This window comes from Desulfoluna butyratoxydans, from assembly GCF_900699765.1.
GTDB classification, from domain to species: Bacteria; Desulfobacterota; Desulfobacteria; order Desulfobacterales; family Desulfolunaceae; genus Desulfoluna; species Desulfoluna butyratoxydans.
Genome location: NZ_CAADHO010000002.1, coordinates 442,049 through 462,473 on the forward strand (window position 1 = coordinate 442,049; position 20,425 = coordinate 462,473).

Here is a 20,425-nt window from a genome sequence, read left to right on the forward strand (position 1 = left end):
CGGTGGCCGGGCGTATAGGGGCCGTATCCTCAGGGTCCCAAGGCCCATGAGTGTACCCCGAACGCCCTTAAATTTCCAACAGGCTTTTTCAATTGATCAATTTACACCCCGAGGATAGAATAGCGACCCAGGAATTTTCCCATCGGGTCCAGGCCCGCAGATTAAACCCATGGAGACGATCATTGAAGAAGCTCAGCCCCCCTTTGTCCTACGCAATCGGCCTTCTTTCACGGGTCCTTTTTTCCCTTCTTTTTGCCACCTGCCGACTGGAGATTTTCGGTAAAGATAGCGGTGCCGCCCACAAACGGGGCCGCACCCACGGCAATGTCCTGTATGTCACCTGGCACCAGCGACTGATTCCTTATATCTGGTACTACCGCTTCAAAGAGGTGGTGGTGATGGCCAGCATGAGCCGGGACGGTGAGCTGGCCTCCCGCTATGTCGAGGCCTTCGGCTGGATCTCCGTGCGGGGATCCTCCAAAAAACGGGGCCGTGAAGCCCTGCTGGAGATGGTACCCTACGTCAAAAAAGGCCACCCCGCGGCCCTGGCCTGCGACGCCCCCACCGGACCGGCCTACATCTCCAAGATGGGCATCGTGGCCCTGGCCCAGAAATCCGGCCGAGCCATCCAGGCCGGCATGTGGAGCTGTGACAACCACTGGACCTTAAGGAGCTGGGACCGCACCATCATCCCCAAGCCATTTTCCCGCATCATGCTCATGTACGCCGAGCCCATCCATGTGGAAGAGGGCGCCTCCCGCGAGGCCTGTGAAGAGGCACGCCAGCTGCTTGACGACCGGCTCAATGCCATGATGTACCAGGCCGATCGCTATTTCGAATCCGGCGTCTCCGACCCCCGGGATATTCCGGTTCCCACCCCGGTTCCACGCCCGGACCCAAGGGACGCCCTTCAAAGGTAACCTTTTATAAACACATCATAAATCAAATGTTTTCCACTGGATAAATCCACTGAGAACCAATTGACATTGAAAGTTCCCCCTGATAAGATCACCCCGTTTATAATTACTGTAAATGGTGATTTTAGGGGAATCACGCTTTAAACCGGGACGGCCGCTGCGGAGTTGACGACACAGCCACGGGCTGCACCTTTCGTACCGAACCGTCACCGACTGGGAGAGGAAAGGAAACTAAAAATGAACAAAACCCGTTTGATTACGCTGCTGTCCGCCCTTGTGGTCTCTCTTGCAGCGGTGAGTCTTCTCTGGGCAGGGACCACCGTGGAAGACACCTTTGACATGAAAACCAAAGAGTACACCGAAGCCGGCGGACACAAGTACAGCCCGGTACCGTTTACTCACAAGAAACACCACGAAGATTACAAGATCGGCTGTGGTGAGTGCCACCACGATGAAAACGGCAAAGCCCTGGAGCTCACCATGGGTGATGATGTCCAGCGCTGCATCGATTGCCACGACAAGCTCGGCCGGGCTCCCAAGGGCAAAGGCAAGAAAAAGCTCAAGGGCAAGGAAAAGCGTCAGTACCATGCTGAGGCCGTCCATGATAACTGCATCACCTGTCACAAAGCCTTCAACAAAGAGTTCAAGAAGAAGGCCAACGACAAGAAAGCCAAAGGGCCGGCCCCCACAAGCTGCAAAAAATGCCACACCGAAGGCAAGATTAAAAAGTAGTCGTCCTTAGATTATAGGGCATCTCTTTAAAGGCGCTTTTTTCCTTTTCAGGAAAAAGCGCCTTTTTTATTGCCTGCACCCGTCCTTCACTTCCGGACGCCTCTTTACTCCCTCCCTCTTCCCTTTCCGGTCTTCCTTTACCCAATCCACAGGAAAAGACCGTGGGTGCTCCCTTGAGGCTACGGTCCGGTATTCACTTGAATTCACACAGGGTTCCCCCGAAATTCTTCTTTAATTTAAAAAAGTTTCTAAAAATTCCGAATTAGTTCTTAAGTAAACATAGTTCCGTGCCGTTAAAACTACATTAGTGAGATTTAACCATGTGTACAATACCTCACAATGCACAGACCAAAACGAATGACCCCATGGGTTATCAGTAAAAATGAAAGACCACCCCAGACCTTTTATTCTTCGTTAGGCAATATGTGGAGAGCCTTTCTTCACCCCTTAATATTTCAACGTTGGCACGGAGAACCACACATGAAGCTACGACTTAAATTCCTTATACCAGTCCTTCTCATCATCCTCACGGGCCTTGTGGCCATCACCACCCTGGGGTACGTAAGCTCCAAAAACGCCCTCAAGCAAAGCGTTCACACCCAGCTCACCTCCCTGACCGAGGCCACCTCCGAGGTCCTGGGAAAATTCATCCGAGACAACCGTTCCCTGCTGCACTACTGGGGGTCGGACAGCTTGTACCGACACTTTGCCATCAACCAGGATGCCATGATGCGCAAGGCCGTCCACGAAAAGCTCTCCCGCATCCTTGAGACCTTTCCCAGCATCGAAAACTTCATGATCACCCTGCCGGACGGAACCATCATCGCCTCGGGCATCCCGGGGGTGGAGAACTCCCTGAACATTTCAGACCGGAGCTACTTCAAGGAAGCCCTCAAGGGCCAGCCCGTCACATCACGGGTGATCAAAAGCAAGGTGAGCGGTGAGCCCGTCTACGTGGAATCCCTGCCCCTGACGGCAAACAGCAGCGTTGTCTGCATCCTCAGCCTCGTGGTCAAAATGAACACCGTCACCGAGCTCTTCATCGACCCCATCAAGGTGGGAGAAACAGGCTATGCCTTTGTCATGGAAGAGAACGGGGCCGTCATCGCCTACCCGGACAAGAGCAAGATCCTCACCCTCAACGGCAACATGTTTGATTTCAGCAAGGAGATCCTCCGGTTGAAAAACGGGTTGAGAACCTATGATTTCAAGGGCAAGGAGAAGATCTCCGTCTTCAAGCAGGAGGAGCTGTCCGGCTGGATCACCGTCATCAATGCGCCGTCTGAGGAGGTGTTTGCCGCAGCCGTCACCCTCCGGAACCAGCTGATCATCATCGCCACCATCACCATGGTGGTGATCTGGCTCGTGGTGCGAACCCTCACCCAGGCCATGGTGGTCACCCGCATCAAGCGCATTGCCTCCCGCATGAAGGACATCTCCCAGGGGGAGGGAGACCTGACCATGCGCATCCGTATCCAGTCCGGGGACGAGATCGGCGAGCTGGCCCAGTGGTTCAACACCTTTGTGGGCAACCTCCAGGATCTCATCACCCAGATTGCCGGCAAAACCAAGATCATCGACGGCGCCTCCACCGACCTCTCCGGGGTCACCCACAAGATGAAATCCGCCTCCGGGGACATGAGCGACAAGGCCGTTTCCGTCACCACCTCCGGCAAGGAGCTCAACGCCCACATGGCCGATGTGGCTGCCGCCATGAACCAGTCTTCGGCGGGCGTGGGGATGATCGCTTCGGCCGCCGAAGAGATGACAGCCACCATCACGGAAATTGCCGGCAACTCAGGACGGGCCCGGGAGATCTCCACCCAGGCGGCCAGCAAGGCCAGCGGGGTGGCCAAAGGGGTCGAACAGCTTGCCGCGGCCGCCCGGGACATCGGGGTGGTGACCGAGACCATCTCCGAGATATCGGACCAGACCAACCTCTTGGCCCTGAACGCCACCATCGAAGCGGCCCGGGCCGGTGAGGCCGGCAAGGGGTTTGCCGTGGTGGCAGGGGAGATCAAGGACCTGGCCCGCCAGACAGCCGATGCCACCGGGGAGATCACCGACCGGATCCGGGGGATCCAGGAGTCCACGGACGCGGCCAGCAGCGACATCGCCGAGATCGATACCATCATCTCCAATGTGAGTGAAATTGTTGCGGGCATCGCCGCGGCTGTTGAGGAGCAGTCTGTCACCACCCGGGAGATTGCCGACAACGTGGCCCAGACCTCCATGGGCATTGACGAGGTCACCCGCACCATCTCCCAGAGCAGCGAGGAGACCCACGGAATCACCGAGGAGATGGAGGAGGTCAACGGCCAGGCCGGGTTCCTTGCAGACAACAGCGCCCGCGTTCAATCCGACGCCGATAACCTGGCCAGCCTCTCCGATGAAATGAGCGCTCTGGTGAGTCGTTTCAAGGTCTGAAAGTGAAAAAGTGACTTTTTTTTCAACTTGGGGGGCTTTGGTCCCCCATTTTTTTTGTCTCCAAAGAGAATTTATGGTATGGATTTCCCAAACCCATCATCTTGAAGTGAAAGCATTTTTCTTCGGTAGGGGAGACAGGGGTCTCACCCGTGATACCGCCAAATGATTTCCTTCGGTGCGGCTTTTTAAGGGCCCACGACAACACATAGACCCCGTTCATCGTTGCTATCCGCCTGGGTATTGAGTCATATCAGCCAAGGGTTAAGGCGGGTTTTCCCTTTGTCGGGGGAAGCGATCCTTACTATGTGTTCCCGTGGGCCGTTTTGTGTTCCAAGCCGTCACAGCAAACGCACAGCAAGTCATGACAGGAAGTGAGACCGTTGAAGAAGGATGTAAAGATCAGGGTTCATTTCAAACCCGGTAAATCAAAAAGAGCGTGCAAACCTCTCTCCCTGCTGGGAGATCTCATTGAATCTGAGCGCATGGAACTGGCCGTCCAGTCCATCATGGCCGAAAACCTCTACCATATCCATGAAAAGAGCCAGAACCGCAGCGTGGCCCTCATGAGCGGCCTCATCCAGAACCGCTGCGACAAAGGCTGGGTCTGGATCAAGGGCGTCATCGGCAAAGGCCCCATGAAAGGCCAGGTCCATTACTGGCTGGAGAACGACGGATGGGCTGTGGAGAGCACCGACCTTCCCGGGTCTGTCCTCACCGATCCCCACGGGGTCCTCGTCATGGACGCGGTCATGTACCGAAAAGAGATGAAGCTCAAGGCCGTCACCACCCGAAAGGCCAAGCAGGTGACCCAGTGGCTCCTCAAGCAGAAGAAAAAACGCGACTCGGCCATGAAGGGTAATCAGCCGGCACCGGCCCAGCCCGTGGCCAAGGCCCCCGAGGCTCAGCCGGTCCCTGCTGCTGCCGTATCACCCAAAGCTGCGGTTGAGGCCGCACCTGCTCCTGCAGCTCCTGCGGTTGAAAAGCCCGCACCGGCTGCCCCTGTAGCAGAGCCCGCCACCCCCAGTGACAGCGACCTGGACAGCGTGGCTGCAGAGCTCGCCGTCATGGGCGCCGAAGACAAAGGGGCCTTCAAGGACCGCCTCATGGAGGTGATGGCCGAATTCAAAACCCAGGGCCTCACCCAGACCCGCATCGCCACGGCCTTTTTAAAGGCCAAGGTCCCCACCCGCTCCGGCCGGGGTACCTGGAATCCCCGCATGGTTGGGGATATCTTCAAGCAGGTTTAATGTCCTGCTAAAAGGCCCCTTGGGCTTACCAGGCGCCGGAGGGTGCACCCAGCCCGCCCGCACGGGACTGCCGTTTTTTAAACAGGTAGTCCCATGTGCGGGTGCGGCTTCCGTACCTTCCGGCGTGATGGCCGGTCATCCCTGGATCCCGCCCCACAAGCACACAAATCCCCAATAAAAATCCCATGGAGATCTCTTTGCGGGCATACCCATGCCGTAACCGCACAGAGACAACACGTCACCATATTTAGATGACAGAAAAGCCCACGTGCGCGACGGCACCGCTTTCTGTGAAAGATGCGAGGCAATGGGGTGGTCTTGCGGACGGGCCGCATCAATCGGGGCCGCATCAGCCGGGATTGTTAAGATCGATTTTTGTATTCTAAGGCTTTGGAAACAAAGGAGGGTGCCCAGGCAGGGGTGCCCAGGGCATGGATGTGGGTGTAGGTGGCCAGGGCGTTGTACCTGGTGATGCCGTCGGCCTTGTCGGCCATGCCCGTGCCCCGTGCCATGGTAAAGGCGGCGTCATTGTCTTCCCGGTCCCATCGGGTGATTTTGGAGTAACGGAACTCATGGCCCTTGATGCGGGTTCCCACCTCAAAAAAGGGATTCTCACCGGTGATCTCGGCCACCACGTACCCATGGCCCTGGGGCCTTTTGGATACGGAAAAGGAGAGGGGAAACAGGCCGGTCATGGGATAGATCTCTCCGTCCACTTCCAGCTCTTCTCCCATGTAGATCAAGCCGCCGCATTCGGCGTAGAGGGGCATGCCCTCTTTGATGCGGGCAAGAAGGCTCTGGCGGAAGCTCACATTCTCACCCAGCTCACGGGCGTGGGTCTCGGGAAATCCCCCGCCGATGTAGACCCCGTCAAGCTCGTCGGGGAGTTCGGTGTCCCTTAAGGGGCTGATCATCACCACACGGGCGCCTTCGGCCTCCAGGGCTTCGATGTTTTCCGGGTAATAGAATTGAAAGGAGGCGTCGCGGATCACCCCGATGACAGGTCGGTCGTCGGTCCCTGCGGCCTCGACCTCGGGGACTCTGACGGTGCGCTCAAAGGATTCTGCTGTTTCCGCAAGGGAGATGATGCCCGGCACGTCCGCATTATCCCGGATAATGGTCTCGGCGTTTTTTACGGACTCAAAGGCCCAGTCGTGTTCGGGGGTGGGGACAAGGCCCATGTGCCGCTCGGGGAAGTCATGGGTCCTGAGTTTGGGTATCGCCCCGATTACCTTCACACCGGTATGGTATTCGATGTTGTTGATCAGGTTGTTCTTGTGCCGCGGGCCTGCAATGCGGTTGAGGATCACCCCGCCGATGGTCACCTCCGGGTCGAAGTGGAGGCATCCCAGGACGGCCGCTGCCATGGTGCGGGTGCTCTTGGAACAGTCCAGAACGAGGACCACGGGTGCCTTGAGAAGCTTTGCGGTTTCTGCGGTGCTGGTCTTGCCGTCGATGTCGATGCCGTCGTAGAGGCCGCGGTTGCCTTCCACAATGGCTATGTCCGCGCCCAGCTTGGCTGAATTGGCAAGGTAGGAGGAGACCACGGTGTCGTGGTCGATCAGGTAGGTATCGAGGTTGTAGCAGGGGTTCCCTGCAGCCAGGGAGAGCCACCCGGCATCGATGTAGTCGGGCCCCTTTTTAAAGGGGGCAACCTGTTTGCCAAGACTCCTCAGTGCAGCGGTGATGCCAATGGTCAGAATGGTTTTCCCTGATCCACCGCGAAGCGCGGAAATAAAAAGGCCTGGGATACTGCTGATTCTTTCAGATTTCATCAATCACTGCACTTGGGAGTCTTAGACAAATACGCTGGAAAGCCTGTCAGCGAAACAGGGGAAGATTACTCTTCGCCTTCTGCGCCGGCCTGCTTGCCCTGGCCTTTAAGACCGATCATGGTGGTGGAACCACTGGACCAGTACTCGAGAACTTCGTCTTTTACGAGGGCGTTCACGATATTCTTTACGGCGCGGGGCTTCTCATCGGGGAAGAATGCGTAGAAATCCTTCAAGTAGAACTTGGACTTGGATTTGGACTTCTTGGTCAGTTTCTCGATGATGACCTCTTTGGCTGCTTCTTTTTCTAATGCCATTGGGGACCTCCAATTTATAGGGCAGGGGACCTGGAGACCAGGTCCCCTGCAAGTTATCCATTTCCATACGAAATGGATGCGTGCTCAGCGTAAATTAGAACTTGAACTGAGTGGTCTGACGCCAAGACTGGTACGCAGCATCGCGGAAGTCGTCGATGAGGTGGTGGGTGAAGTCGAGTTCACACACGTCAAAGAATCGCTCCCAACCGATACGCTCAGCCCAGTCACCGAAACGCTCGTACTTACGGGCGCCTTTGGCGTACTCTTCGATCATCTTGTTGATGGTCTTGGTCATGGAAGGCCAGCGCGGGGTTTCGTTGGGCAGGAAAGCCACAACAACCTTGGAGAACTTGGGTGCGCTGATACGGTTGGACACCTTACCACCGGCCATGAGCACGATACCGTCGCCTTCGGCGTCGGAAAGGGGCATGGAGGGGCACATGGTGTAGCAGTTACCGCAGTACATGCAACGCTCGTTACGAACCGCTACAGAGTTAACGGTCTCGCCGCTGGGGAGCTCTACCTTGGCGGGCTTGATGGCCGCGGTGGGGCAGGAAGCAACAGCCAGGGGAACCTCGCACACCTTGTCAAGGTACTCGTGATCCAAGATGGGAGGCTTACGGTGGTAACCGAGGATGGCGATGTCGGAGCAGTGAACTGCGCCGCACATGTTGAGGCAGCAAGCCATGGAGATCTTGAGCTTGGCAGGCAGTCTGTGATCCTGGAAATCAGAGAACACTTCGTCCATGGTTGCCTTTACGGTGCCGGAGGCATCGGTGGCGGGGGTGTGGCAGTGAATCCAACCCTGGGTGTGGACGATGTTGGAGATACCGGCGCCGGTACCACCGATGGGGAACTTGTAAGACCCACCGGGGAATTTGCGCTGGGCAAGATCAGCCTTGAGGGCTTCAACCTTGTCCTTGGAATCCACCATGAACTCGATGTTGTTACGGGTGGTGAAACGCAGACGACCGTCGCAGTGCTTGTCAGCAATGTCGCAGATCTCCTGGATGTGGGTGGAGCTCATGAGACGAGCGCCGCCGCAACGTACGGTGAACACTTCGTCGCCGCTTTCAGCCACGTGGACCAGAACGCCGGGCTCGAGGATCTCGTGGTGGCTCCACTTGCCTTTGTTCTTCTTGATAACTTCGGGATAGAACTGGTCGTAATGCTTCGGGCCAATGTCCGTGATTCGACCTTCCATCGGTTTTTCGGGATCGTATCCTGAGGAAATAAAAGCCATGGTATACCCCTCCTAGCGTGCGTGATGCTTTCTGTATTCGTTGATGTCACGGTCCCAGCCACCTTCAACTTCGTCTTCTTTCCAGAAGATGTAGGGGTTGGTACGGGGATGATCGACGTGTACGGCCTGGGGCTCCATGTTGATCTTCTCAAGGAATTTCTGGAGACCCTGACGGATCATCAGCTCGCCGAGACGTTCACGGTTCTTGCCCTCTTCCATCCAGTAATCCCAGACAGACTCGATGACTTCAGTGAGCGCTTCGTATTTCTCTTCCAGGTACTCCATCCACTCTTCTTCGGAGTCGAAGTCGGCCAGCTGCTTATTCATGGTCTGGTCGATTTCAAGGAAGGGAACCACGAGGGTACCCATCTGAGCGCCGTCAACGATGGGGGCCTTGGCGCCGGCGAGGATGGAAACACCACGCTGCTTACCGACTTTCAGGGCCTTGGGCATAACGTTGATGCAGTGCATGCAACGGTTACACTCTTTGTCGTTGATCTTGAGTTCACCGTTTTCGTACTTCATGCACTCGGTGGGGCAGAGGGCAAGTACTTCGGCGTCGAGGTCAAATTTCCCCCAGTCGCGACCGCTGTGAGCGCCGGCGTTGGCGGGGTTGGTGCCGTCAACGTACTTGGCCACTTCAGCCTGGTCCACCTGGATCTGATCTTTCCAGGTACCGATGAAGGAGAGGTCGGAACGGGCCATGGAGGCCACGCAGCCGTTGGGGCAACCGTCGAACTTGAACTTGAACTTGTAGGGGAACGCGGGACGGTGCAGTTCGTCCTGATACATCATGGTCAGGAAGTAGCAGAGCTCCTGGGTGTCGTAGCAGGCGTATTCGCAGCGGGACTGACCGATACAGTCAGCGGGGGTTCGCAGGTTGGACCCGGAACCGCCGAGGTCCTGATCCATCTCGTGGGTCAGGGTGTAGAAGATCTCTTCCAGCTGAGGCGTGGTGGTACCGAGCAGAACGATGTCGCCGGTAGAACCGTGCATGTTGGTGAGACCGGAACCACGGAACTGCCACAGATCCATCAGTTTACGCAGGTACTCAGTGGTGTAGTACTTTGCACCAGGCTGAGCCACACGTACTGTATGGAAGGAAGCCACGCCGGGGAATTCTTCGGGCTTGTCGCTGTAACGCCCGATGATGCCGCCGCCGTAACCGAAAACACCTACGATGCCGCCGTGCTTCCAGTGAGTGGTGCCGTCCTTGTAGGAGAGTTCCAGAAGACCGAGCAGGTCGTCGCAAGCTTCAGCAGGAATCTGAAAATCAATTCCTTTTTCGTTTTTTGCCCTGACTTCGGCTTCCTGCTTGATGTCGGACACAAAGCTTGGCCACGGCCCGGATTCCAGCTCGTCCAACAAAGGGGTTTCATGCTTTGCCATTGCCTTACCTCCATTGAATAAATAATTTTAACTCAACAAGACGAAATCAAATGAAACCATTTGACTTTGATTGCCAAGTCACTCAAACCTTAAACCTTAAACCACATAAAATAACAGCCAAAACAAACCGTCCCAGCTGCTACTGTCTATGCAATTTCCATTAATCAACTATAATGGCCCTATTATCAAACTCCATGGTATAAAGTTATTGCCTTTTCTTGTCAATAAAAAAGCTTTTTCCCGTGGTTATTAAGGCTTTACATTCCAAAGGCCTTTCAAGGCCTCTCCCCCGCTCATTCCCCTTACGATAAATTGTCAGACGAGTTAATCTATTGAGACCTAACGATATCTACATCGCAATCAGAAAATCGGGTCAAAAACAGACCCCTTCTGCAAATAACACCTTTCAGGGAATATCTCATCGTGTTTCACGGCGAGTCACACCATCGCAGGGTATATCTCCCTGTATATCAACACCCTGATTTCTTATCCCAATACTTACTTTTGAACATAAAAAAAACGGACCCCATGGGGGGTCCGCCTTTGAAGATATGCCTAGTTTTATTCAATTTAAATGAACAAATAAATCAGAATTATTTTCCATTTTCTTCGGTATTCATCTGTTGAACCGCACGGTAAAACGCGGCCCCGTGTTCGGCAACCTTTGCCGTCACCACCCCCATTTCCGAAGCCCCGGGGTTGAAGGACGAAACCACGCCACAGGCAGTCTCGACAAAATCTTCCAGGGTATGGGCGACCAGATACCGCCCCACCCAGTCCCCGAAGGGGCCGTCCAGGGGCCCCACATCGGTGAGGTGGGACACCCCGTCGAAAAACCCCTGGAGGGTGGCGGCCACGCAGTGGTCTCCCACCCAGGCCACCTCACCGATGCCGTCGTACCGGTCCAGGCGGTTCCTAAGGCTCAGGAGCATCAGGAAATAGAGGGCTCCTTCCAGAAGCTCCTCGGCCCCGGGCTCTTCCACATCGGCCATGGGGGTGTACTGCCGCACGGTGATGAGGCGAACCCTGGGCTCTTCCCCATCGATGTTCACCACAAAATCCCCTGCCGCATGGTGCCAGGGCTGCACCAGCTCAAAGGTCAGAGGGTTGTAGAGGCGGGTCAGGATCTCGGCGGCCTGGCGGTACACCGAGGCCGCCTGCCCCTGGGGCAAAAGGACGTGATCGTCACCGGCCCAGACCACCACCCGGTCGTCCCCGTCATGGCGGGTCTGGTGAAACTCGTGATAGCCTTCAAACCACTCCCCGAAAAAAAGCACCACGCGGTGGGTGTCCACGTCCACGGCGTCCAGGGCATACACCTCAGGCAGGGCCGTGCTTCGACGGGAGAGCTGTTTCAAAATGGCAAACTCCCCTTCGGCACAGGCTCCCCCTTCGGGGGTCACGGCCAGGTTCACCACCAGGGCCCTCTCCCCGGCATCCGTGGACAGGGTCATGCGTGCCGGATGGTAAAAATGGCCGTGCTTGAGGATCTCCACATGGACGGAGCCGACGGTGGGAAGGGGGGCCGGAAACAGGGCCCGGAACAGACCGGTCCCTTTGCCTGCGGCTTCTTTTTCAAGGACGGTCTCTACGGCACGGACATAGTGGCCGTAGCACAAGGTCGCTTCCCCGCAGGTACGGTCCGCGGGCAGCGGAGTGGCAAGGACCGCTTCATCGATCTGACCGCCGCGGCTGTGACCGGGCAGACTCCAGGTAATCTTCATGGGTTGCTTCTTCATCAAATTCAGGTTGCAAGGCAGATATTTGCCATAAAAAAAGCCCCCTGCAGGGTGTGCAGGGGGCGTTGGATCCGAGTGCTTAGCTGCGGTGGGGTTCCACCTCTTTCAGCAGGGCCTCGGGCACCTCGTAGCCCATGGACTGGGCTATGTCAAAGTGCTCAATGGCCTTGGCATACTCTTCCTTTTCAATGTAGGCGATCCCCAGGTTGTGGTGGGGAATGGGAAAGTCAGGCTGAACCTCAAGGGCCTTCTTGCTGGTGGTGATGCTCTCGTCCACCAGGCCCTTCATCAGGTAGGCGTTGGCCAGGGTGGTGTACGCCTGGACAAACTTGGAGTTGTGCACAATGGCCTTCTGAAGGTTCTTGATGGCCTCGTCCACGTTGCCGCGCTGCAGCTCAATGAAACCGATGTTGCCGTACCCAACGGCAAACCCGGCCCGGGACTTGGTGGCCAGCTTATTATAATAAAGGCAGCCCTCCACGTCTTCACGCTGCAGGGCAATGCTGCCGAGCATCACATAGCCTTCGGCGAGGGTGGGACTGCATCCCACGGCCTCGTTGAAGCTGGCTTCGGCCTCATCATATTTTTTCAATCCCATCAGAGCCACGCCCAGGTTGTAGTGGCTGTTTCCGCAATCGGGATTTCCGGCAATGGCATCCCTCAGTTGAGCAATATGTTCTTGCGCGTTCTTCGGCTTTTGCATGATCCCTCTTTGTCTGGTAACCCATCCAAAACGAGAAGAAACCCCAAACCGGGCATCCCTCGCTCAGAGCCGGGTATTTTTTTTATGTCACGGCCAGAAAAAAGTGGGCACACCCCCTTATATAAAGGTGCAACCCGCCTCTTCGGTTTCTTTTTTTTTAATAAATTCACAAACTATACCGCCCTCCCAAGGTTGTCAAATCAAATCGAAAGGGTCTGACCCCTTTCATGCGAAAGAGGTTCCGGTGGGGATCCCAAACCAACAAAGGAAGGGGCCATCCCCCTGAAATCAAGCCTTTGGTATTGACACACCATTCTTTTTTTTTATATTTTTCCAAGGTTTGTAATCTTTAGCCACCTTACAGTCACATTTGCGAAGCCAGAGGTAAGACAATGAAAAAAGGCTGCTACACAGCACTGATCACCCCTTTTAGAAATGATCTTGTGGACTACGAGGGCCTCGAAAAACTGTGTCGCTTTCAGATCGAAAACGACATCACAGGAATCTTGGCCGTCGGAACCACCGGCGAGAGCCCCACACTCGCTTGGGACGAACACAACAGCCTGATAGAGATTATTTCCAAACAGACCAAGGGGAAATGTTTCTGTATTGCGGGCACCGGAAGCAACAACACCAATGAGGCGCTTTCAGCAACACGGCACGCTGTGGAAGCCGGGGTGGACGCGGTCCTCCTCGTGGACCCCTACTACAACGGCCCCAGCTCCCTTGAGATCAGAAAAGAGTATGTCACCCCCGTGGCCCGGACCTTCCCGGACATCACGGTGATTCCGTACATCATCCCCGGTCGCACCGGCGCCCAGATGCTTCCCGAAGACATCGCTCTGCTTCACCGGGAGTGCCCCAACGTCTCAGCCGTCAAGGAGGCCACGGGCAACCTGGACAACATGAAGCGCACCCGCGAAGTCTGCGGTCCCGACTTCAGCATCTTCTCAGGTGACGACGCCCTGGTGGTGGAGATGATGACCGACCCGGCCATTGCCGCCTCAGGGGTCATCTCCGTGGCCTCCAACATCGTACCCGGACCGGCCTCCAAGCTCATCAGGCTTGTGGCCGAAGGCAAGATGGATGAAGCCGAGACCCTGCACAAGGCCCTCACCCCGCTGTTCAAGCTCACCAGCGTGGTCACCATGGAGGAGACCCCCTTCGGCGAGGTCAAGTGCCTGGCCCGAAACCCCCTGGCCGTGAAAACCGCCATGCAGCTCCTGGGGATGCCCTCGGGATCCTGCCGCAAGCCCCTGGGCAAGATGACCCACAAGGGACTTGACGTGGTGGTGGGCTACCTCACCGAGGTAATGGACAACAACCCCGAGCTCCTGGCTCCGGTGGAGTCCTTCTTCGGGGTGGACATCAAGGCCCGCCTCACCGACAAAGCCCTCCTTGAGAGCCTTGTCTACGACGAGACCTATTAGCGGCCTCCTCGTTTAACGCATAAAAAAAAGCCGACGCCCTAAAGGGAGTCGGCTTTTTTTATGAACAATAGACAGGGCCAAGGGTCTTTTACCTGAAAAGTTATGAACAATTAACCCTTTCTTTACTAAACAGACCTGAAAAGGTCTCTGTCACCCTGGGCTATGCCGGATTTTTCGGCTTAAACAGCTTGTCTTCGTTTTCCTTTAAGAAAAAAACGTCCTTGAGCCAGAGAAAACCAAACTCGAGCAGGGCCAGTTCGTCGGTCTTCATCTTCTCGACACGCTCGTCTTCCACCTCGAACTTGTCAAGAAAGGGGCTCTCAAAAACAAACCGCTTAAAGGCATCCAGGTTGTAGCAGGCCATGAAGAACATCTCTTTGGCCTTGGGGGTCCACTGGATGTTGGGGGGAAAACTGCGCTTCCGGACGATAAGATCTGCCCAGCCCGCGTTGATCTCGTCGTGAATGTCCACGCCCTGATCTTTTCGCCAGGAGTCCACGGTCCACTCCTTGGCCTCTTCAAATCCTTTGCAGTGGGGCTCGTTGACAAAGAAGAAAAAATCCTTGTCGTCGTCACCGCCCTCTTCGCCGTGGCTGAGGTTGCCGACCCCTAAGGGGTAGTAGCGACATGTGGTGGGGCGGTCATCGTAGACGAGGCAGCCTTCGTCCCGCACAAAGGGACAGGACCGGATCTCGTCATCGAGAAGTTTCAGCGTCACCACGGGAAGGTCGGTTTTTTCAAACAGCTGGGGCTCGGTGTAGATGGCCAAAAACTCTTCGGACGGAAGTTCCAGCTTGTTTTTCAGGCGAATGATGTCGTAGGGGGTCAGGATGATATCAATCCCCCGACAGCATTTGGTGAAACAGCTGACACCTTTGTGGCATTCAAATTGAAAACCGGAGCTGCGTCCCAACCGCACCGGTACGATGTCTGCCTTGTTTTCAGATTCACTCATATTGATCGCTCCTCACTCCTTCTATGTCAAAAACACGTCCCATATGTGTTTTTAGTTCCCAAAAAAGGAGTAACATAATAATTTCACTCCGGTTTTACAATAAAAATTTACCGACACCCCTTGATTTCAGACGCCATTCACCGTATATCACAACAAAAAAGTCTCACTGCCCGCCGTCGTGAACTCACACTTTCACAACATCAAACCATCAGGATTCGACTTTATGAAAATACGAAAAGCGGTGTTTCCAGTCGCCGGTCTCGGCACACGATTCCTTCCGGCAACCAAAGCCCTCCCCAAAGAGATGCTCCCCGTGGTGGACAAACCCTTGATCCAATACGCTGTGGAAGAAGCTCTTGCAGCCGGTATCGAGCAGATCATCTTTGTCACCGGCAGGGGCAAGGAGGCCCTGGAAGACCACTTCGACCACTCCCACGAGCTGGAATCCATCTTAAAGGAGCGGGGCAAGGACCAGACCCTGGAGCTCATGGAAGCCCTGGTCCCTGAAACCGGAACCATCATCTACACCCGTCAGAACAAGCCCCTGGGGTTGGGTCATGCCATCTGGTGCGCCCGGGACGTGGTGGGCAACGAACCCTTTGCCGTCCTTCTTGCCGACGACCTGGTCAAGGCTGAAAACCCTGTGCTCTCCCAGATGATGGGCGCCTTTGAGACCACCCAGTCCTCCATGGTGGCGGTAATGGAAGTGGACCCGAGCCAGACGGACAAGTACGGCATTGTGGATGGCGCCAGAGAAAACGGCAGCCTCATCCGAGTGCAGGGGCTTGTGGAAAAACCCGCCCCGGAGTCGGCCCCCTCCAACCAGGCTATTATCGGCCGCTACATCCTCACCCCGGAGATCTTCGAACTCCTGGAAGCCAAAGAGACCGGTGCAGGCGGTGAAATCCAGATCACCGACGCCATGGAAAAGCTTCTGACCACCCAGGATATCTACGGCTTTCTCTTTGAAGGCACCCGGTTTGACTGCGGGGACAAGGCAGGGTTCCAGATGGCCAACATCGCCTATGCCATGGACAACCCGGAGATCAAGGGCCGCCTCACCACCTACCTCCAGACCCTCCTCAACTGATCAGCCCGGGCGAGGGGGACACAACCTCCTCGCCCGACCCGAAGTATACGCATGGGTCAATGGGCGCTGTAATAGGAATTGAACCGTTCCACCTTGGCCACGTAGGCCCGGGTCTCGGCAATGGGCGGGATACCCTTGTGATGTCTGACGGTTGTGGGACCTGCGTTGTAGGCTGCCAGGGCGAGTTTCCGATTGCCCTTGAAGTCTGTGAGCAGGCTCTTGAGGTAGGCTGTCCCCCCCATGATGTTTTCGTACGGGTCATAGGGGTTTTTGATTTTGTAAAAGGCCACGTTGTGAGGCATCAGCTGCATGAGCCCCTTGGCACCCTTGGGGGAAAGGGCCCTTGGGTTGAACCCCGACTCCGCGTGAATGACGGCTTTCACCAGGGCAAAGGAAATGCTGTGGGCCTCGGCGGCACGGACAATGATGGCGTCATAGGCCGACGAACTCCACATTCTCCCGTTTTTTTGTTTTTTCTGCCCCCCCATGGGCCGTGCCCCCATGAGGTCGATCTGACGGGCGTCCGGTGAGTCCGTATAACACAGGGTACCCGAGGCGTCCCTGTAGATATAGATGTCGGCCTCCGCAGCGGTTAATCCCATGACCATCCACAACACAATCATCCATCGGCTCCGCGCCATAGCGCCCCCTGTCCAAAATTGGGTCCTTTAGGTGTCACGACCCGATGCTGTTGTACCGTCCCCGTTTTTCCACAAGAATTTTCCGGACCACGCCGCCGGTAAACGAAGGGTGGGACAAATACGCAAGACCGGTCTTGAGAAAGGACCCTGTCACCTCTTCAAAGATCCTCTCTTTGTCGGACGCCGCAATAAAATTCCGCTCCAGCCGCTTTTCATAGCGCGCTGTGGTTCCCCCCAGGGCCTTGGTCAACTCGGCAAGGGAAAGGCCCACGGCGGCAGCCTCGGTCTCGGTTACCTCAAACTCAATGGAAAAAAGGGCCGTCACCACAAAGGCGTCCTCGCTGATCCTTCGGGACGCGTCGTCAAGAATCAAGGTGAGACCGTTTTCAAGTTTCATTGATTTTACACAGTTTTTCGTCATCATTAAACTCCATTTTTACATCGACTATGGGGCTGTACCCCCTGGTATGGGGCCTTTTTCACAGGGTGAGTGCGCCTTTTCATCCCTTTTCCCATGACGGGTTCACAGCGCAATACGTAAACGGGGTATACGGGGCAGCCCCCTTAAAAATCAAGATATAATGCCTTGTTTGGCTCCAGTATTCACGATATAAAATGCCTTTGGGCCGCCCTAATTTCCGGTGCCCCTCATCAACCCGGCCCCCTTTTTGTTACATCCCCTGTGCACAGAAAGCACCCAGGAAACGATGCCGCCGGGTTATCAACAAAACCAACCGACACCACGAAGGACTACCCTATGGGATTGTTATCAGCCACCCAGACCATCGCCCGATACCGGGTGGAGGGAAGCTTCTCGGAGAACCCCACCGAGCAGGTTCGCAAAGGGCTAAAAAAACAGATCATCACCGATATTGACAACGAAGCCCAGGACATGGCCGTGGGCTGGACCTCCTTTGAGGCCCCCTATACCCCCGACTTCGACGACGCCACCTTTCAGATCGGCACCCACTATGTCTTTGGCATGCGTATCGACAAAAAGTCCATTCCCACCAAGGTGGTGAAACAGCAGGTGGCCATTGCCTCGGCCAAACGCCTGGCTGAAAGCGACCGGGAGTTTTTGTCAAAAAACGAAAAAAGCGAAATCAAAGAGCACGTCATGAACGTCCTCACCATCCGCATCCCGCCCACGCCCAACGTCTTTGATGTGGTGTGGCAGTATGAGGAGCAGGAGGTGTGGCTCTACTCCACCCAGAAGGCCGCCAACGAAGAGTTCGAGACCCTTTTCAACAAAAGTTTTTCCGGCCTGAAACTCATTCGCCTGTTTCCCTACACCCAGGCCGACCTGACCTTTTCCCTCTCCGACACGGACCGGGACCGTCTCTCGTCCATCACCCCTGAAGACTTTACGGAGTAACCCATGCTCGACATCGCTGTCTTATACAACAAATACAAATTCCTCGGCCATGAGTTCCTCACCTGGCTGTGGTTTACCCTGGAAAACGACCCCGAGCGCCTCAAAGACGACGAAGGCATGCCCGTGCAGCTCACCGTGGGCAACCGCATCGTCCTGGAGGTGATCCGGGAGGAAAGCACCGTGGAGAGCGTTACCATCAAAGGTGACAACGCAGACTTAAGCGAAGGCATCGTGGCCATCCGCAAAGGGGCCCTGGTCACCGAAATCTCCCTGGCTTACAAAAAAGGGGACCTGGGGTGGAGCTTCACCCTTAAAGGGGAGAATTTCAACATCACAGGCCTGAAAACCCCTGAGACGCCCCCGGTGGAATCGGGTGACGAAACCGAAGGGGCCGTCATCGACAAGCTCTTTCTCTCCCGGGAGGTGGTGGACCTTACCGGAGGCCTCTTCCGTGACTTTGTGCGGCTGCGCATCTCCGAAGCCTGGAAAAAAGAGACGGTTCCCGCCATCAAGGGCTGGTTAACAGCTTAGAATCAAAAAGGTTTTTCTTATTGTTCATAACCTGTTCATAACCAAAACCCCCTGTATATACAGGGGGTTTGAACGAATATCCCAAGGGGTGCGGTCTTCCGCGCCCCTTTTTTATTGTCCAAAACCGGTTCACGGATTGTTCAAAACCTGTGGGGTTATCAACAATTTTTCAAAACCTGTCAAAAAGCAGGGGGTTTTCAACAACGATTTAGACCGAAGAAACCCTTTTTTTGACATTTTTATTTCTATTCATTTAAGGTCTTTACCCCACTTATGTCACTTATCAACACCCTTTATTATGATGATCTTTTATAAAAAGTTTAAAATAAGAACATACCCCATACCTCTTCACACTTCCTGTCCCTGAAACACACCCAACAAAAAAAAGCAGCCGGAAAGGCTGCCTTCACACATCCCGCTTTATGAAAACGGAAAGAATTTTTAAAAAGTTAGACCACTTTTCAAACCCAGACCCAAAAGCCCCTCAAAAGATCCCCAAAAAAGGGGTAAATGACTTTTTTTTATATTGATAATTTCGGTATAACTTACTATGACATAGGGGGTGATCAGGTCCTGGACCCCTTCATTCACAAACCGAATCGTTGAATCCAAACCCCTTGATTGAACGACCTGATCCCAGTCTCGACCACACCCCGGCTGCACCTTCGGACACCATGTACCGGTTGCACCGACCATCGAACCACGGATTCAGCATGAAACTTTGGAAAACCTCATGAAATTCAAAATAGCCAAAAAAGATATCTCCACCATTCTTGGACGGGTACAGGGGATTACAGGACGTAAAAGCAACCTGGCCATTACCGCCAATGTTCTGATCAAAGGGGAAGGCCAAGGCATCTCCTTTGTGGCTACGGACCTTGAAACAGGGTTTGAAGGACACTACACCGCGGATGTGGAGCGGGAAGGCGCCATCACCATCAATGCCAAGAAGCTCTTTGAGATTGTCCAGAATTTTCCGGGTGAAGATGTTCTCATCGAAGAGATCGAGCGCCAGTGGATCGAGATCAAGAACAACAACATCGTCTACCACATCGTCGGCATGAGCCCGGACGACTTCCCGGATGTTCCCAGGGTGGATGAGGTGGTCTTTACCCGCGTCCCCACGGGCGGCGTGCGTGAGATGATCGAAAAGACCGTGATGATCCAGGCACCCTCCGACGAAAAGAGGGCCCACATCACCGGTGTCTGTTTCGAACGGATCCAGCGCAGCGGTCAGAACCTCATGCGCATGGTCTCCACGGACGGTCGCCGCCTGTGCAAGGTGGATGTGGAAATCGGAGACGACGCCAACTTTGTCCCCGGGGAGAGCGTCATCGTTCCCAAAAAGGGCCTCATGGAGGCGGCCAAGATCCTGGACAAGGACGCCGAAGACGTGGAGGTGGGGGTCAAGGACAACTACCTGATCTTCAAGATGGCCAAGGAGACGGTGATCATCGGGCTCCTGGAAGGGGATTTTCCCGAGTACGAGCAGGTCATCGAAAAAGACGACGCCTTTGACATCGAGGTGGACCGTAAACTCTTTTCCATGATGCTCAAGCGTATGTCCATCCTTTCGTCCGACAGCTACAACAGCGTCATTTTCAACTTTTCCGATAACCGGCTGGAGGTGACCGCCACCAACCCGGACCTTGGGGAGTCCAAAGAGGACATGGCCATCGCCTTTGAGCGGGACGAGGTGGAGGTGGCCTTCAACCCCAAATATTTAATCGATACATTGAATGTGATAAACGATGAGCGTATTCTGGTGAACCTTCGGGACAACCACCACCCCTGCCTTGTGGAAGGGGTGGAAGCGAAGCGCTTTTTGAGCATCATTATGCCCATGAAGATCTGATCCTTTCCCTTTCATCGACACGGCAGGGACGCAGGGGATCAACTCAACACGTGGGCCAAAGG

At 55.2% G+C, this 20,425-nt stretch carries 18 protein-coding genes; 9 read left to right on the forward strand and 9 right to left on the reverse strand.

What is annotated here, in order from left to right:
- The first annotated feature begins 182 nt into the window (after positions 1-182).
- The 4 genes from MSL71_RS07025 to MSL71_RS07040 all read left to right on the forward strand — a co-directional run bounded on the left by MSL71_RS07025 (position 183) and on the right by MSL71_RS07040 (position 5,323).
- A complete protein-coding gene (locus MSL71_RS07025; RefSeq protein ID WP_180138177.1) occupies positions 183-920 on the forward strand; it encodes a lysophospholipid acyltransferase family protein in 738 nt (245 codons plus the stop codon).
- Positions 921-1,154: 234 nt separating this feature from the next.
- Complete coding sequence (locus MSL71_RS07030) at positions 1,155-1,649, forward strand: cytochrome c3 family protein (RefSeq protein ID WP_180138179.1); 495 nt, start codon at positions 1,155-1,157, stop codon at positions 1,647-1,649.
- A gap of 480 nt (positions 1,650-2,129) precedes the next feature.
- Complete coding sequence (locus MSL71_RS07035; RefSeq protein ID WP_180138181.1) at positions 2,130-4,076, forward strand: methyl-accepting chemotaxis protein; 1,947 nt, start codon at positions 2,130-2,132, stop codon at positions 4,074-4,076.
- A gap of 380 nt (positions 4,077-4,456) precedes the next feature.
- Positions 4,457-5,323, forward strand: coding sequence for a hypothetical protein (locus MSL71_RS07040; RefSeq protein WP_180138183.1), 867 nt, complete (start codon positions 4,457-4,459; stop codon positions 5,321-5,323).
- A 362-nt stretch (positions 5,324-5,685) separates the two neighbouring features.
- Here the strand turns inward: MSL71_RS07040 and MSL71_RS07045 are convergent, their stop codons facing one another.
- The 6 genes from MSL71_RS07045 to MSL71_RS07070 all read right to left on the reverse strand — a co-directional run bounded on the left by MSL71_RS07045 (position 5,686) and on the right by MSL71_RS07070 (position 12,486).
- On the reverse strand, positions 5,686-7,098 hold the full coding sequence (locus MSL71_RS07045) for a cobyrinic acid a,c-diamide synthase CobB (protein WP_180138185.1): 1,413 nt from the start codon (positions 7,096-7,098) through the stop codon (positions 5,686-5,688).
- Between the two features lie 65 nt (positions 7,099-7,163).
- Positions 7,164-7,412 (reverse strand): dissimilatory sulfite reductase D family protein, encoded by a 249-nt coding sequence (locus MSL71_RS07050; RefSeq protein ID WP_180138187.1) that lies wholly within the window; start codon positions 7,410-7,412, stop codon positions 7,164-7,166.
- A gap of 94 nt (positions 7,413-7,506) precedes the next feature.
- On the reverse strand, positions 7,507-8,655 hold the full coding sequence (gene dsrB, locus MSL71_RS07055) for a dissimilatory-type sulfite reductase subunit beta (protein ID WP_180138189.1): 1,149 nt from the start codon (positions 8,653-8,655) through the stop codon (positions 7,507-7,509).
- A 12-nt stretch (positions 8,656-8,667) separates the two neighbouring features.
- Positions 8,668-10,044: a dissimilatory-type sulfite reductase subunit alpha gene (gene dsrA / locus MSL71_RS07060; RefSeq protein ID WP_180138191.1), complete on the reverse strand. Its 1,377-nt coding sequence runs from the start codon at positions 10,042-10,044 to the stop codon at positions 8,668-8,670.
- 593 nt (positions 10,045-10,637) lie between these two features.
- Positions 10,638-11,768 (reverse strand): hypothetical protein, encoded by a 1,131-nt coding sequence (locus tag MSL71_RS07065; protein WP_180138193.1) that lies wholly within the window; start codon positions 11,766-11,768, stop codon positions 10,638-10,640.
- A 94-nt stretch (positions 11,769-11,862) separates the two neighbouring features.
- Positions 11,863-12,486, reverse strand: a complete 624-nt coding sequence (locus MSL71_RS07070; RefSeq protein ID WP_180138195.1) for a tetratricopeptide repeat protein — start codon at positions 12,484-12,486, stop codon at positions 11,863-11,865.
- Positions 12,487-12,878: 392 nt separating this feature from the next.
- Between MSL71_RS07070 and dapA the strand changes: the two genes are divergently transcribed.
- The gene (dapA, locus tag MSL71_RS07075; protein ID WP_180138197.1) at positions 12,879-13,916 is read left to right on the forward strand and encodes a 4-hydroxy-tetrahydrodipicolinate synthase; all 1,038 of its coding nucleotides are present in this window, start codon (positions 12,879-12,881) and stop codon (positions 13,914-13,916) included.
- 160 nt (positions 13,917-14,076) lie between these two features.
- On the opposite strand, the gene MSL71_RS07080 is transcribed toward dapA, so the two are convergent.
- The gene (locus MSL71_RS07080) at positions 14,077-14,871 is read right to left on the reverse strand and encodes a YkgJ family cysteine cluster protein (protein ID WP_180138199.1); all 795 of its coding nucleotides are present in this window, start codon (positions 14,869-14,871) and stop codon (positions 14,077-14,079) included.
- A gap of 223 nt (positions 14,872-15,094) precedes the next feature.
- Between MSL71_RS07080 and galU the strand changes: the two genes are divergently transcribed.
- Positions 15,095-15,961 carry a UTP--glucose-1-phosphate uridylyltransferase GalU gene (gene galU / locus MSL71_RS07085; RefSeq protein WP_180138201.1) on the forward strand — a complete coding sequence of 289 codons (867 nt, stop codon included), beginning with the start codon at positions 15,095-15,097 and terminating at the stop codon, positions 15,959-15,961.
- A gap of 56 nt (positions 15,962-16,017) precedes the next feature.
- Here the strand turns inward: galU and MSL71_RS26655 are convergent, their stop codons facing one another.
- Positions 16,018-16,584: a lytic transglycosylase domain-containing protein gene (locus MSL71_RS26655; protein ID WP_218950970.1), complete on the reverse strand. Its 567-nt coding sequence runs from the start codon at positions 16,582-16,584 to the stop codon at positions 16,018-16,020.
- A gap of 52 nt (positions 16,585-16,636) precedes the next feature.
- The gene (locus MSL71_RS07095; RefSeq protein WP_180138204.1) at positions 16,637-16,999 is read right to left on the reverse strand and encodes a hypothetical protein; all 363 of its coding nucleotides are present in this window, start codon (positions 16,997-16,999) and stop codon (positions 16,637-16,639) included.
- Positions 17,000-17,359: 360 nt separating this feature from the next.
- On the opposite strand from MSL71_RS07095, the gene rdgC reads away from it, so the two are divergent.
- The 3 genes from rdgC to dnaN all read left to right on the forward strand — a co-directional run bounded on the left by rdgC (position 17,360) and on the right by dnaN (position 20,363).
- Positions 17,360-17,977: a recombination-associated protein RdgC gene (gene rdgC / locus MSL71_RS07100; RefSeq protein WP_180138206.1), complete on the forward strand. Its 618-nt coding sequence runs from the start codon at positions 17,360-17,362 to the stop codon at positions 17,975-17,977.
- Between the two features lie 3 nt (positions 17,978-17,980).
- Positions 17,981-18,508: a hypothetical protein gene (locus tag MSL71_RS07105; protein WP_180138208.1), complete on the forward strand. Its 528-nt coding sequence runs from the start codon at positions 17,981-17,983 to the stop codon at positions 18,506-18,508.
- Positions 18,509-19,241: 733 nt separating this feature from the next.
- Complete coding sequence (gene dnaN / locus MSL71_RS07110) at positions 19,242-20,363, forward strand: DNA polymerase III subunit beta (protein WP_180138210.1); 1,122 nt, start codon at positions 19,242-19,244, stop codon at positions 20,361-20,363.
- Positions 20,364-20,425: the final 62 nt, after the last annotated feature.

Bases quoted from the DNA above. Each gene is read 5' to 3' on its own strand.
- MSL71_RS07030 (WP_180138179.1), top strand. From the start codon at position 1,155: ATGAACAAAACCCGTTTGATTACGCTGCTGTCCGCCCTTGTGGTCTCT.
- MSL71_RS07035 (WP_180138181.1), top strand. From the start codon at position 2,130: ATGAAGCTACGACTTAAATTCCTTATACCAGTCCTTCTCATCATCCTC.
- MSL71_RS07045 (WP_180138185.1), bottom strand. From the start codon at position 7,098: ATGAAATCTGAAAGAATCAGCAGTATCCCAGGCCTTTTTATTTCCGCG.
- MSL71_RS07050 (WP_180138187.1), bottom strand. From the start codon at position 7,412: ATGGCATTAGAAAAAGAAGCAGCCAAAGAGGTCATCATCGAGAAACTG.
- dsrB (WP_180138189.1), bottom strand. From the start codon at position 8,655: ATGGCTTTTATTTCCTCAGGATACGATCCCGAAAAACCGATGGAAGGT.
- dsrA (WP_180138191.1), bottom strand. From the start codon at position 10,044: ATGGCAAAGCATGAAACCCCTTTGTTGGACGAGCTGGAATCCGGGCCG.
- MSL71_RS07065 (WP_180138193.1), bottom strand. From the start codon at position 11,768: ATGAAGATTACCTGGAGTCTGCCCGGTCACAGCCGCGGCGGTCAGATC.
- MSL71_RS07070 (WP_180138195.1), bottom strand. From the start codon at position 12,486: ATGCAAAAGCCGAAGAACGCGCAAGAACATATTGCTCAACTGAGGGAT.
- dapA (WP_180138197.1), top strand. From the start codon at position 12,879: ATGAAAAAAGGCTGCTACACAGCACTGATCACCCCTTTTAGAAATGAT.
- MSL71_RS07080 (WP_180138199.1), bottom strand. From the start codon at position 14,871: ATGAGTGAATCTGAAAACAAGGCAGACATCGTACCGGTGCGGTTGGGA.
- galU (WP_180138201.1), top strand. From the start codon at position 15,095: ATGAAAATACGAAAAGCGGTGTTTCCAGTCGCCGGTCTCGGCACACGA.
- MSL71_RS26655 (WP_218950970.1), bottom strand. From the start codon at position 16,584: ATGATTGTGTTGTGGATGGTCATGGGATTAACCGCTGCGGAGGCCGAC.
- MSL71_RS07095 (WP_180138204.1), bottom strand. From the start codon at position 16,999: ATGAAACTTGAAAACGGTCTCACCTTGATTCTTGACGACGCGTCCCGA.
- rdgC (WP_180138206.1), top strand. From the start codon at position 17,360: ATGGGATTGTTATCAGCCACCCAGACCATCGCCCGATACCGGGTGGAG.
- MSL71_RS07105 (WP_180138208.1), top strand. From the start codon at position 17,981: ATGCTCGACATCGCTGTCTTATACAACAAATACAAATTCCTCGGCCAT.
- dnaN (WP_180138210.1), top strand. From the start codon at position 19,242: ATGAAATTCAAAATAGCCAAAAAAGATATCTCCACCATTCTTGGACGG.